The sequence below is a fragment of the Paenibacillus rubinfantis genome (assembly GCF_001486505.1).
Taxonomy (GTDB): domain Bacteria; phylum Bacillota; class Bacilli; order Paenibacillales; family Paenibacillaceae; genus Fontibacillus; species Fontibacillus rubinfantis.
The window spans coordinates 52,066-65,828 of the sequence record NZ_LN909064.1 but is presented as its reverse complement, the minus strand read 5'-3'; the positions used below and the strand labels follow the sequence as shown (position 1 = coordinate 65,828).

General features: G+C 52.7%; 10 protein-coding genes and 1 tRNA gene. 3 read left to right on the top strand and 8 right to left on the bottom strand.

Annotated elements, in window-relative coordinates:
• Nucleotides 1–111 precede the first annotated feature (111 nt).
• The 8 genes from BN3277_RS08750 to BN3277_RS08715 form a co-directional block, all read right to left on the bottom strand.
• Nucleotides 112–1,293, bottom strand: a complete 1,182-nt coding sequence (locus BN3277_RS08750; RefSeq protein ID WP_059041898.1) for a phosphoglycerate kinase — start codon at nt 1,291–1,293, stop codon at nt 112–114.
• A gap of 223 nt (nt 1,294–1,516) precedes the next feature.
• Complete coding sequence (gene gap / locus BN3277_RS08745) at nt 1,517–2,527, bottom strand: type I glyceraldehyde-3-phosphate dehydrogenase (RefSeq protein ID WP_059041897.1); 1,011 nt, start codon at nt 2,525–2,527, stop codon at nt 1,517–1,519.
• Nucleotides 2,528–2,598: 71 nt separating this feature from the next.
• A complete protein-coding gene (locus tag BN3277_RS08740; protein WP_059041896.1) occupies nt 2,599–3,645 on the bottom strand; it encodes a sugar-binding transcriptional regulator in 1,047 nt (348 codons plus the stop codon).
• Nucleotides 3,646–3,930: 285 nt separating this feature from the next.
• The gene (locus BN3277_RS08735) at nt 3,931–5,280 is read right to left on the bottom strand and encodes a glycoside hydrolase family 30 protein (protein WP_059041895.1); all 1,350 of its coding nucleotides are present in this window, start codon (nt 5,278–5,280) and stop codon (nt 3,931–3,933) included.
• A 33-nt stretch (nt 5,281–5,313) separates the two neighbouring features.
• Nucleotides 5,314–6,960 (bottom strand): type 2 periplasmic-binding domain-containing protein, encoded by a 1,647-nt coding sequence (locus tag BN3277_RS08730; RefSeq protein ID WP_059041894.1) that lies wholly within the window; start codon nt 6,958–6,960, stop codon nt 5,314–5,316.
• Between the two features lie 78 nt (nt 6,961–7,038).
• Nucleotides 7,039–7,926 carry a carbohydrate ABC transporter permease gene (locus BN3277_RS08725; RefSeq protein ID WP_059041893.1) on the bottom strand — a complete coding sequence of 296 codons (888 nt, stop codon included), beginning with the start codon at nt 7,924–7,926 and terminating at the stop codon, nt 7,039–7,041.
• Nucleotides 7,927–7,942: 16 nt separating this feature from the next.
• A complete protein-coding gene (locus tag BN3277_RS08720) occupies nt 7,943–8,899 on the bottom strand; it encodes an ABC transporter permease (RefSeq protein ID WP_059041892.1) in 957 nt (318 codons plus the stop codon).
• A gap of 100 nt (nt 8,900–8,999) precedes the next feature.
• Complete coding sequence (locus tag BN3277_RS08715; protein WP_059041891.1) at nt 9,000–10,004, bottom strand: LacI family DNA-binding transcriptional regulator; 1,005 nt, start codon at nt 10,002–10,004, stop codon at nt 9,000–9,002.
• A gap of 205 nt (nt 10,005–10,209) precedes the next feature.
• Between BN3277_RS08715 and BN3277_RS08710 the strand changes: the two genes are divergently transcribed.
• The 3 genes from BN3277_RS08710 (at nt 10,210) to ade (ending at nt 13,742) form a co-directional block, all read left to right on the top strand.
• A tRNA-Arg gene (locus BN3277_RS08710) sits at nt 10,210–10,284 on the top strand.
• A 223-nt stretch (nt 10,285–10,507) separates the two neighbouring features.
• On the top strand, nt 10,508–11,107 hold the full coding sequence (gene clpP, locus BN3277_RS08705; protein ID WP_059041890.1) for an ATP-dependent Clp endopeptidase proteolytic subunit ClpP: 600 nt from the start codon (nt 10,508–10,510) through the stop codon (nt 11,105–11,107).
• Nucleotides 11,108–11,942: 835 nt separating this feature from the next.
• A complete protein-coding gene (gene ade / locus BN3277_RS08700; RefSeq protein ID WP_059041889.1) occupies nt 11,943–13,742 on the top strand; it encodes an adenine deaminase in 1,800 nt (599 codons plus the stop codon).
• Nucleotides 13,743–13,763 lie beyond the last annotated feature (21 nt).

The following is a 13,763-nucleotide window of genomic DNA, read 5'->3' as shown; positions in this document are numbered from 1 at the left end:
AAACATCTCAGTTGCTCACGTACCCAAAACGTACGCTCCGCTACTCAATCCCTAGCTTCATTCAACCTTCTCGGTGCTGAAAGCCCATTTTTTAAACTTTGATCTTCATTCTTACTTGTCGTTCAAAGCTACAACGCCTGGAAGCGCCTTGCCTTCCATGAATTCCAGGGAAGCGCCGCCGCCCGTGGAGATGTGGTCCATTTGCGAAGCCAGGTTGAATTTCTCAGCTGCTGCTGCGGAGTCGCCGCCACCGATGATGGTGTAGCCTTCCGTTGTTGCACAAGCTTGAGCCACTTCTTTTGTCCCGTTTGCGAAAATATCGATTTCGAACACGCCCATCGGTCCGTTCCAAACCACCAATTTGGAGTTCTTGATGATTTCGGCATATTTGGCACGGGTTTTCGGCCCGATGTCCACGCCTTCCCAATCTGCAGGAATGCTGTCGATGTCCACGGCCTTATGGTTCGCCGTTGCGCTGAAATCGTCGGCTACGATGCAGTCCACCGGAAGGACGAAGTTCTTGCCCAGCTTCTTCGCTTTCTCAATGAAACCAAGGGAAGCGTCCAGTTTGGTATCATCCAGCAGCGATTTCCCGATTTCATGACCTTGGGCTTTGAAGAAGGTGTAAGCCAAGCCGCCGCCGATCAACACATTGTCCGCGATGTTAAGCAGGTTGTCGATGACGTCGATTTTGTCTTTAACCTTCGACCCGCCGATAATTGCGGTGAAAGGACGATCCGGATTCGATAACGCTTTGCCGAGTACGGACAATTCTTTCTCCATCAGCAAGCCGGATACGGCTGGCAGATAATGAGCGATGCCTTCAGTCGAAGCGTGTGCGCGGTGTGCTGCGCCAAACGCGTCGTTGACGAACAGGTCGGCCAGCTCAGCGAATTGCTTCGCGAGTTCAGGATCGTTCTTCTCTTCGCCCGGATAGAAACGTACGTTTTCAAGCACCAGTACGTCGCCGTTGTTCAAGGCATTTACTTTGGCTTTTACGGCTTCGCCTACAGCTTCGTCGGCTTTGGCAACTTCTTTGCCGAGCAGTTCGCCCAGGCGTTTCGCCGGCAGCGTCAGACGCATATCTTCATTCACTTGGCCCTTCGGACGACCCAAGTGGCTGGCAAGAATAACTTTTGCGCCATTTTCGATCAAGTATTTGATCGTTGGCAGCGTTTCGCGGATCCGGGTGTCGTCGGTAATTTGGCCGTCTTGCATCGGTACATTGAAATCTACGCGGACAAACACGCGTTTGCCGGTTACTTCCACATCACGTACACTTTTCTTGTTCATCTCCACGTTCCTCCTAACGGTATGCGCGGGGTCTCTTGGACCTGGAAAATGCGCATCTACGGCTTTGTTCGGATTTCTCTCCTATGACGCATGAAACTTATCTCTATTTATAAAAAAACGGTGTGTGTGTGAATGCCGTATTGCATGCAAGAACCAAAGAGGAGTCCTGAATAGGTTGCTCCTCTTTGGATTGTATTTTTCATTTAGATGGCCGCGGCCGAAATTACTTCACTTTTTTCGCGAAGTATTCCAACGTACGAACCAATTGAGCCGTGTAGGACATTTCGTTGTCGTACCAAGATACGGTTTTCACCAGTTGCTTGTCGCCAACAGTCAAGACTTTGGTTTGCGTAGCGTCGAACAGGGAACCAAAAGTCATGCCTTTGATGTCCGAAGATACGATTTCGTCTTCGGTGTAACCGAAAGTTTCTGCATCGGAAGCGGCTTTCATTGCAGCGTTAACTTCGTCAGCTGTTACTTTCGTGTTCAGAACCGTTACCAGCTCCGTCAAGGAACCTGTAGCTACAGGCACACGTTGAGCTGCGCCGTCCAATTTGCCTTGCAGTTCTGGAATAACCAGACCAATTGCTTTTGCTGCGCCAGTTGTGTTAGGAATGATGTTCTCAGCAGCTGCACGAGCACGACGGAAGTCACCTTTTGCATGCGGAGCATCCAAAGTGTTTTGGTCGCCAGTGTATGCGTGGATCGTCGTCATCAAGCCTTCAACGATGCCGAATTTGTCATTCAGCGCTTTAGCCATAGGAGCCAAGCAGTTCGTTGTGCAAGATGCGCCGGAGATAACCGTTTCCGTACCGTCGAGGATTTCATGGTTTACGTTGTAAACGACGGTTTTCATGTCGCCGGTAGCTGGAGCGGAGATCACAACTTTCTTCGCGCCGCCTTTCAGGTGAAGCTCAGCTTTTTCTTTCGTTGTGAAGAAGCCTGTGCACTCCAGAACGATGTCAACGCCAAGCTCGCCCCAAGGCAATTCTTCTGGGTTGCGGTTAGCCAGAACTTTAACTTCTTTACCGTTTACTTTGAAGAATCCGTCATGGACTTCAACGTCGCCATCAAAGCGGCCTTGCGTTGTATCATATTTCAACAAATGAGCCAACATTTTAGCATCTGTCAGGTCATTGATCGCTACGACTTCGATACCTTCCACGTTTTGAATGCGGCGGAATGCCAGGCGTCCAATACGTCCAAAACCGTTAATCCCTACTTTTACACTCATTGAATAGTTCCTCCCAGTGTTCGTTTTTTTATTATTCAAGACAGGTCGATTAAACCCGTCATGAGTAAACATTACTTCCCGGACTTCATGCCAAGCTCGCTAACGATCTCGTTCGCTGCCGCCTCATCGGTCACCAGAATGTCTTCATGACCGAAACGCAATACAGCGTGAATCGCTCTCGCTTTGCTCTTACCTCCCGCGATTCCGATCACCGTCTCCGTTTGCTTGATGTCTTCAAGACGCAGGCCTAAGGTCAACATCTTATGGACGACGACGCCGTCTTCATTAAAGTAATAACCAAATGATTCCGCGAGCGCGCCTTCCTTTTGAATCTCCTCGGCCATGACCGGCTCCAACTTCCGGCGCCGCGCCATCTCCATAGCGTCTCCGATCCCGTGAACCACAATACGCGCCTGGCGGATCATGTTCACGATATCTTGAATGTTCGGATCGTTAACTAGCGATTCGTAGGCTTCCTTGCCTAGTAAATCGGGGACGTGCAACAGGCGATAGCCTGCGCCTACCCGCTTTGCCATACCGGAAGCAATCGTATTCGCTTGAATTTCCAGGCTTTCGCCTAGTCCTCCGCGAGCCGGAACAAACCAGCTTTGCTTCATCGTGACGTTCGACGGAGGGTTCAGTTGATCGGCAACTTCCGCTAGGGTCGTACCTCCCGTCACTGCAACCACATCGTTCCCACGCATCGCGCTTAACAGCGCTTTGGCTCCTGCGCGCCCCAACTCCCGCTTCACCAGCGGCGAGGCCTCGCAGTCCCCAGGTACAATCACTACTTTACGCAGCCCATAATGCTGACGGATCGTCTCCTCCAAGTTGGAGAGGCCGAACAACTCTTTCACGACCGGCTCCATCTCCTCCAGCAATTCGCGTCCCGCGTCGCTGATTCTCATGCCTATATTCTCGATTTCTATCAGGCCCTGAGCCTTCAGGAGATCCGTCTCGGCACGCAACACACGCTCCGTCATGTCCAGCGAATTCGCCAAGGTTCTGCGGCCAATGACATCAGACAACATGATCTGGTGAAGTATGGTGTACCTTTTCTTGAGAATGTCCATGAGATCAGGAAGAAGCTGCTTTTGAATCTCTATAATGTTTCGCATGCTTTCCACTCCTGCAAGCTTCGTCTTCTCTCTCCATCTCCTTGGCCTTAAAATGTCCCGGGTTAACTTTTTAAGTCCCACTCATATTCTACCCAATATTTAGTTCTGTTGCAAGCCTGACGTCCGTATCATTTACTTTTGCCTTTTCCCTTATACATAAAGCCTTTCTAGGTACCTTTTTTCACATAAAAAAGCCCCTTCCGCAGGACATAGACTTCGCATTCGTCTACTCTCGCAAAAAGGGGCGTGCTTCATTTCGTATAATTCTAACCTCAATAACAGGGCTTAAGCTCTAGGGATGCGGAGAGACAATGCGCTCTTCGGTTCGAGCCGGAATCGGGTGCCTTCCGTTCCTTTCAGCTCCAACGCGACCGTCCTTGCTTCTTCCCCATCATTAAACAATACGACGCCTATCGAATCGTCCGTATTCCGGAAGGCCACGGAGCGAACCGCTGCCTCCCCAGCTTCAGCGGAGATCCGGACCGCGCCCGGGCGAATCACCATACTGAAATGGGCCAGGGCATAGTAATCCAGCGTATACTCGAGCTCGCGGGTCTGCTGGTTGACCGTCACGATCCCACGGCAGGTACTGCGACCAAAGCCGGGGACGGTGGGTCCATTCTGCTCATCCAGCGCCATATTCCAAAGCACCAACGATTGGCTGTGGTTCCGCAAAATCTCGATTCCGGTCCGCATGACATTGGAGAATGCCGGTTCAAACGCCGGAATCCATTCCCCACCGGAGCCTTCGGTGAAGTGTACCTCTTTTTCCGGGAAGGTCTCCTTCACTTGGCCTTGCGCCGACGCTTCCCCTCCATACCAATGCCAAGCCACGCCGTCGACCGCTTCCGCCGCTTCCTTCAACACGGACAGCGGATAATCTGGACGATCCCAATTGTGGTCATACGCCAGAATCTTCGTGGATAAGCCGTGCTTCACAAAAGCCGGTTTCAGATAGTCCTTCACGAACTCGGTCTGCATCTCGGCCGTCATCAGCATTCCCGGATAATGCCCCGGAACATAGAGCGGTTCATTCTGCGGCGTCACCGCATAAATGGATAACCCCTGCTTGGCGTAGGCTTCAACATAGCGGACGAAATAGTTTGCGTAAGCTTCGTAATACTCCCGCTTCAGTTCCCCGCCGATCATCGAGCCGCTGGTCTTCATCCAGCCCGGCGCGCTCCAGGGCGAGCCAAACAGCTTGATCGACGGATTTAGGGATAACGCTTCTTTCAAAAGCGGAATGACATCGGCTTCGTCATGGCGGATTGAAAACCGCCGCATCTCCGGGTCGGTCTCTCCTTCAGGCAAGTCGTCGTAGCTGTAGATGAACCGGGCGTAATCCGAAGCCCCCATCGGGTTGCGAAGCACGGACAGGCCAATCCCCTCTTCCGAGTCAAACAGATTCTTCATCAGAAACGAACGCTGCTCTTCCGTAAGCACTTGGTGGATCAGATAGGCGGCCGAATCGGTAAAAGACGCCCCAAACCCGTCCATCACCTGATAGCTCACGGACTCATCCAAACGGACGGCAACCTCCACGGCTGCTGAATCCTGCGGTTGCAACTGCTCCTCGGTTTTGCGGACGAAGAGTGACGACTCTCCAGAGGAATAATAAAGTTCGAGCTCACGCATGATGTTCCCTCCACTTCGATTGATGAGCTCGGTTTATTGAATGCCGAGCTTTTCTTTATTGGCTTTCATTTTCTCCGTGCGGATCTTCACGATTTGATCCCACCCGTTGTCCTCAAGGAATTTCTTATAGTTGTTCAACGTGCTTTCAAATTCCCCGTCGTTTTTGGCGCGGATCAAGCTAACCATCGTTGTGTTCCAAGTGGTGTTGATTACCGTCAAGGCGCGAGCATCTGGAGATCCCGCATCCGGATTGATATTTTCCAGAATAAAGTGTGGAACCAGCTTGCCTTTGCCCCACTCTTGCATTTGCTTGATAGATTCAGGGAAAGCATCAGCGCTTAACGCTTTGTGACGGTCATGGCCAAAGAACATGAATTCGCCCATGCGGTATTCTTTCTTGAATTTGTCGGCATCCTTTTGCTGCAGCTCTTTCACTTCCGGTGTAAATTGAACGGTACCGTCTGCGTTTTTCGTGTACGTTTCGCCTTCGATCCCGTAGTTCATCAGCATTTGGCCTTCTTCATCCAACAGGTAGGTGAAAATCTGAATCGCTTTTGCCGGATCCTTGCATTGCTTCGTAATGAAGCTGATCATCCAGCCGGTAATGCCGGATTGGTTCAGTTTTGGCGCGTTGCCTACCGTGCTTTGCGGTCCGTCGATGGCCAGATACGCTTGGTCCGGATGCGCGTTCGCGAAAATTTGCAAGTTGCCGCCCTGCTGCGGCGTTCCGTCTAGAAGCATCGTCGCGTATTTGCCGGATTTCACTTTCTCTTCAAAAGCCGGACCGTCATCGGCAAAGCTGTCATCGCTGATATTGCCGGCTTGATGCACTTGGTTTAGCGTCTTGAGCCAGGTTAGATAGTCTTCATCCAGGTTGCGGTTATAGAACTCGCCGTTCTCGGTTTCCAGCGGCACCCCAAGGAAGTCCTGGAACACGTCGCCCAAGGATCCCGTACCCTCGCCAATCGAGTTAAATCCGAAAGGAATCAGATCCGGGAATTGGGTTTTGATTTGCTGCATCACGTTTTTAAATTCCTCCGGCGTTCCGAGGTTTGGCTTGCCAAGAGCTTCATAAACGTCTTTACGAATGACGAAGGCGGTTTTGGCCGGAATGTTACCGCTGTCATAATCCGCCTGCGTGTTGGAGTAGTTCGGGTAACCGTACGTGTTGCCGTCGGCTTGCTTAAACCAGTTCAGCGTATCTTGCGCAGCCGCTTTATTGAAATAAGGGTCGTATTTCTCCGCCAGTTCATTCAGCGGCAAGGCCCAGGAAGAAGCCTTCTGTACGACGGCCGAGTTGGAATCAAACACCGTAATCAAATCCGGCATATCGCTGCCTGCAAAAAAGGTATTGAGCTTGGTGTCATCCCCGGTCACAAATTTAATGTCGATATTCAAATCTTCTTTGATTTTTTTCGTGACCACATCATTGCCGAAATCGGAGTTCCACCAATCGGCGTTTACGTACCAGGTCAGCTGGGTTGGTTCTTCTTTCTTATCCAGCTTCCAAGCCGGGGTATTGGCATCCAACGTATAGCGATTCTCCAAGGAAACCTCCCCTTGGGCGCCTTTCGAGCCGCCGCCGGAACCTCCGCAACCGGTGACGATCAGCGCAGCGGTCAGCAGGGCGGCGCAAGCCGTAATCCCTTTTTTGGCAAGACTTTTGTTCAACTTTAACATTCGTGTACCCTCCCTTTTTGTGTAAGCACAACTTAGTTCAACGCGCAGTAGCAGGCCTAAATCTGAGTTGCTGATCCGTTACTCCTTCACCGCTCCCAGCATCATGCCCGAGATGAAGTATCTTTGTAATAATGGATAAATCACAACAATCGGCAAAGTCGTAATCACAATTGTTGCGAGTTGAACTCCTTTGGTCGTCGTTTCAATCACGACGGAACCCGCGATGTTCTGCATCGATTGGGTCTGGGACTGTACGATGATTTCGTACAGCTTCATTTGCAGCGGATACAGATATTCATCCGTGATGTACAGCTTGGTGGTCATGAAATCGTTCCACTGATTTACGCCGTTGAACAAAGCGATGGTCGCCATAGCCGGCATCGACAGCGGGATAAAGATCTTCAGGAAGATTCTCCAATCGCCGGCACCGTCGATCTTGGCTGATTCCTCCAGGGAATCCGGCACGTTACGGAAGAAATTCATCAGAATCACGACGTCGTAATAACTGAACAAAGCTGGAATGATATATACCCAGAAGCTGTTAAGCAGCCCCAGGGATTTAATCAGCAGGTACGTCGGGATCATCCCGCCCGAAAAAAACATCGTAATGACACCCATCGTCACGTACAGTTTGCGGCCGCGCACATTGCTTTTGCTGAGACCGTAACCGATCATCGCGCAGAAGAAAACGTGGGTCACCACGCCGAGGAGCGTCTTGAGCACCGAGATCAGGAACGACTGCCAAATCGTATCATCCCGAAATACCGCCTGGTAGTTCTCCAGGGAAAACTCCTTGGGCCAGAAGACAAAGCCGCCTTCCGCAAGCGAACGCCCCGAACTGAAGGAAGACACGATAACGTTCCAGAGCGGAATGACAATAATAATCGTAAATAAAAGCAGGACCGAGACATTCACCGTATCAAAAATTCTGCTGTCGAGATCCTGTTTGACCGCCTTTCGATTCATGGCTGCTGCTCCTTCCTTACAGGACAGATTGATTATCGTTGAGTTTGCTCGTCACCTTATTGGCCAACACCAACAGAATGACCGATACGACCGAAACGCCAAGTCCGACGGCAGTCGCGTAGGAGAAGTCCCCCTGGGTCAAGCCCATCCGGTATACGTAGGAGTTGATAACCTCGGCTTTTTCCCGGTTCTGGGAATTCATCAGCACCAAAGTTTGGTCCAGATTGGAGCCCAGCAAACCGCTTACGGTCAAGATCAGGTTCAAGCTGATAATCATCTTCATGTTCGGTAACGTGATGTTCCAAATTTGCCGGAGCCGACTCGCCCCATCGATCTTGGCCGCCTCGTAGTAGGTCGGATCGATCTTCGCCATAATGGCTAGGTACAGGATCGTTCCCCAGCCCGCCTCTTTCCAGACATCGGACAGCACGGCGATCCACCAATACTTGCCCGGATCGAGCAAAATGTTCTGTGCCTTCGAGATCAAGCCCAGGTCAAGCAGCAGCTGGTTGAACATCCCGGTGGTCGAGAACCAAGTGATCAGCATCCCGCCAAGTACGATCCAGGATAAAAAGTGCGGCAGGTACGAGATCGTCTGCACGATTTTTTTGAACCGGCCCAAGCTAACCTCGTAGATCATGATCGCCAGGATAATCGGGATAACAAAGCCGATCGCCAGCTTCAGGAAGCTGATCCCCAGCGTGTTCACCACGGAATCCCAGAAGTATTTGTCATTTGCGATAATCTTGAAGTTATCCAGACCGACCCAAGGGGCCGAGCTTAACGTGTCGATCACCGTATAGTTCTTAAAGGCGATGGTTAACCCGTAAATGGGCACGTAGCAAAAAATAATCATAAAGATGATGCCCGGCCAGATCATCGACTGGATTTCCCACTGCCTGCCGAAGTCGATAAAGAATTGCTTCATTCTTAATCCCATCGGTTTCTTGGCTGCCGCAGCTGACTTCGCCATGTCATGCGCTCCTCTCTTTATTTCGTGCGAATAAAAACGTTTTTATTTTCGCTGAAAAGACCCCTGTTATTAAACGCTTACAATTTCGACCCGTGAATTTTCAGCTTAATCGGACATGGCTCGAGCCACGCACGATCAACTCTCCATCCAGCTTCTGCACTTTGCCCTGCTCTTGCTTCTTGATCATGTTCACCAAGTGATTTACGGCCAAAATCCCTTGTCTGGCGATCTGATTCCGAACCGTGGTTAACGGCGGCGTAAAATACTGGGCAATATCGATATCGTCAAAGCCAACGACGCTGATATCTCTAGGGACTTCGAGACCATAGGTGCGCAACGCCTTGATACACCCAATAGCGCTCAAATCGTTCCCGGCCAGAATCGCGTCCGGTATTTTGCCCGGATGTTTGTGAACAAACGCCCGAACCGCATTATAAGTGCTCTCCTCTTCAAAATACCCCTGTACAATAAAATCCTCGTCCACCGGTAACTGGTGTTCGCGTAATGCCGCGAGATACCCTTCCTTCCGCTGCACACTGTCGTACATCGTATCTACGCCGGAGAGGTAAGCGATCTTCTTATGGCCTAAACTGATCAGATACTTGGTTGCTTCATAAGAGGAAGCATAAGAATTGAAAATGACCGTCCCCATCGTTTCCTTCTGAATCACCCGATCGAGAAATACCGCCTTGATCTTGTCCTTCTCCATCATGGCGATGTCCTGGTCATCCACCCGCATTTCTTCGTAGATGATGACGCCATCCACCCGTCGGCCCATGATATTGCTGATAATGGTTTGTTTATCGGCGGTAACCATCACGTGCAGACCGTATCCCAGCCGCTCGCTCTCGCGCGCCATCGACTCCACCAAAATGTAGAAATAAGGCCCCGATACACTGGTCGTGAAAAATCCCAGCATATTCGTCTTCTTCGACTTCAGCTGCTTCCCGTTTAGATTTGGGACATAATTCAGCTGTTTGGCCACCTTCAGCACATGGGATTTGGTCTCCGGGTTCAGCACGTCCACATCGTTTAACGCGTTGGAAACCGTGGAGATTGAAACGCCCGCCGCTTTGGCGACATCCTTAATGGTGACTTTCCCCATCTCTTGATACACCCTATCTATAAAAACGTTTTTATATATTCAACAAGTTATCATAGAAACGCTTTCATGACAATCCTTATTTTTAGTTTTTTTGGACTACACCGTCCCTCGTAGGAAGCCCGGGAACTTCCAGTAATCCTTTTTGATTTGCGGCTTGCGTTTTAGTTTCAGATATCATATAATAATTTTTGTTCGCTAAATTCGTGCGCCCGTGGTCCAATGGATATGACGTAGGCCTCCGGAGCCTGAGATCGAGGTTCGATTCCTCGCGGGCGCGCCATTATATATTTGATTTTTCGCTAACAAGTCCTGACTCACGTCTTTTGGGCTTTTTTTATTTTTATGAGTTTGACTTTCTTTGACTTTCTCGAATAAATTGTTTATGATGAGATTAATCTTCATCGTTTCCGTCAATTCTTAAATTGATTGAGGCGATTTTTCACAACCATTCCAATAGATGGGCCGTTCCGTGCGAGCGCCCTAAATTTAAGGAGGTTTTATCGGTGAGTTATATTCCTATGGTCGTTGAACAAAGCAACCGCGGCGAACGCGCTTACGACATTTATTCCCGTCTGCTGAAGGACCGGATCATCTTCCTGGGCTCTCAGGTGAACGATGTGGTCGCCAACTCCATCATTGCGCAGATGCTGTTTCTGGACGCGGAAGATCCAACGAAGGACATCTCCCTATACATTAACAGCCCTGGCGGTTCCATCACGGCCGGCATGGCGATTTATGATACGATGCAATTCATCAAGGCGGACGTCTCCACGATCTGTGTCGGACTCGCCGCTTCGATGGGGGCCTTCCTGCTGAACGCTGGCGCACCGGGTAAACGTTACGCGCTGCCGAACAGTGAAATCATGATCCATCAGCCGCTCGGCGGAGCCGAAGGGCAAGCGACGGACATCGAAATCCGCGCCCGCCGCATTCTCAAAATGCGCGATAAGTTGAACCAAATCCTTGCCGAACGGACCGGCCAACCGCTGGATCGGATCGAGAAGGACACCGACCGCGACTACTTCATGAGCGCGGCGGAAGCGAAGGAATATGGCTTGGTCGATCAAGTCATCGACAAAGTGAATCCAACCGCCAAAGCCTAAGGCTAAACTGAAAGGCTGCGCTTTGAACAGAAAGTTCTGTTCGAAGGGCGGCCTTTCTTGTTATATTTATTTTTAAAATAAGTCACCGGGGAGAGGCGAGTCATCTCCGAGCTCCCGGGAGCCTGGGCGCGGGCGCTGGGACACTGGTGGCCCGGGAGACTGGGGTGCTGGGCGCCGGACACTGGTGGCCCGGGAGCCTCGGGTGCGCGGGTTCCGGGGGAGCGGAGGCACGGAGCGCAGAGATCCCGTGAGGCTAGGGTGCGGGGATTCCGGGGCACTGGGCGCGTGAGATCGCGAGGCGTGAGGTCCGTTAGGGGCGTGAGGTCCGTTAGGGGCGTGAGGTCCGTTAGGGGCGTGAGGTCCGTTAGGACCGGGAGTCCTGTGAGTGCTGTAAGTCCTGTGACTCCTGTGAGTCCTGTGAGTGCTGTAAGTCCTGTGACTCCTGTGAGTCCTGTGAGTGCTGTGAGTGCTGTGACTCCTGTGAGTCCTGTGAGTCCTGTGAGTCCTGTGAGTCCTGCGAGTCCTGCGAGTCCTGTGAGTCCTGCGAGTCCCGCGGGCCCAGGAGTCCCCGTAGCCTGCCCCCCTCCTGCTCTAACGCTGATGAGAAGCACTATTTGCGCATTTTTGACGGGTTCCGAACGCTAACGACGCTGAGAAGCGCTATTTGTCACCTAAGTAACTGTTTTCGGCTGTAAATTAGATAATAAGCGTTGTGGCAAGCGTTAGAATTCCAAAACAGCGATTTGGGCCCATTTAAGCTTCGTGGCAAGCGTTAGAGCTGGAGAGCGATTTGGTGTGATTAGCAACTACCTCAATTAAAGGAGTGAATCGGGAGATGAAACAACCTGGAAGGAAGAAGCTGTATGAAGTAAGCCGCACCTTGGCGGATGTCGCCATGGGTAAAGTCAAAGCCGATTTGGTCGTTAAAGGCGGCACCTTGGTTAACGTCTATACTGGAGAGCTGCAACCGCAGACGGACGTCGCCGTTGCTGAAGGACGCATCGCCTTCGTGGGAGACGCGGCGCATACGATCGGCGAGAATACCGTCGTTATCGACGCGGCGGGCCGTCACATCGTTCCCGGGCTCCTGGACGGACATATGCACGTGGAGAGCACCATGTTGTCGGTAGCAGAGTTCGCCAAGGCCGCGCTGGCCAAAGGGACGACTGGCATCTTTATGGATCCGCACGAAATCGCCAACGTGTTTGGCGCAGAGGGCGTCCGTTGGATGCACGAGGAAGGGCAGGCCTTGCCGCTGAAGGTTTTCACCACATTCCCTTCCTGCGTCCCGGCCACCGATCATTTGGAGGATGCCGGCGCGTCGCTGGACACCCATGATATCGCCGATGGGATGACCTGGGACGGCGTCGAGGGGCTGGGCGAGGTCATGAATTTCCCCGGCGTCGTATACGGTGACCCTAAGATGCTCGGCGAAATTCAGGCGACAATGGAAGCCGGCAAGACCGTCACCGGGCATTTTCCGAGCGATGACGAGCGCATGCTGCAGGCCTACATTGCCTCAGGTGTCACCTCCTGTCACGAGACGGTGACCCGGGAGCAAGGGCTCGCCAAGCTGCGCCTCGGCATGCACCTGATGATCCGCGAGGGTTCGGCCTGGCATGACGTCAAAGAAGTGATCAAGGTGGTCACCGAGAACCATGTGAACACCTCGAACATCCTTCTGGTCACGGACGATGTGTACCCGCAGACCCTGATCGAGCAGGGCCAAATGAACCATGTCGTACGCCGGGCCATCGAGGAGGGCGTCGACCCGGTGACCGCGATTCAGATGGGGACCATCAATACCGCGCGGTATTTCAAGGTCGACGGCGACTTGGGCGGCATCGCGCCGGGGAAATGCGCGGACCTGCTGCTGATCGGCGATCTGCAGCGGATGGAACCGTCGACCGTCATCGCCGACGGGAAGGTCGCCTATGACGCCGGGCAGCTCCGCGTCCCGTTCCCGGCGTACCCATACCCGGCGCAGGCGCGCGCCTCGGTGAAATTGGCGCGTCCGCTGACCGCCGCCGATTTCCTCTACCGCAGCAGCGCCAGCGGCAAGGCGGAAACGACGATCCACGTCATCGACGTGATCGAGAACAGCGCCCGCACGGCGAAGGGGACGGCAACCGTTCCGGTTGACGGAGACGGAGTCGTGCGACCGGCCGCCGAGCAGGACATCGCCACGCTGGCCTGCATCGACCGCCACCGCGGGTCCGGCGAGTTGTCGCTCGCCTTCGCGCGCGGCTTTGGTCTTAAGCATGGAGCCGTGGCCTCCACCGTGGCGCATGACAGCCACAACCTGCTCGTCATGGGGACGAATCCCGAGGACATGGCCTTTGCCGCCAACGAGCTGGCGAAGCTGGGCGGCGGCATGATCGCCGTACGGGACGGCCAGGTTCTCGCTGCCGTGCCGATGGCCATCGCCGGCCTGATGTCCGATCAGCCGCTGGAGACAGTCGTCGCCCAGGTGAAAGGCCTCGAGGCCGCCTGGAAGCAGCTCGGCTGCCAGCTGAACGCGCCGTTTATGACGTTCTCGCTGATCGCCCTGCCGGTCATTCCCGAGCTACGCATCACCAACCGCGGTTTGGCCGACGTAAACGAGTTCAAGTTGGTTCCAGTGGAAGTTGGTTAAACCCGGTTTACACTCGCGGTG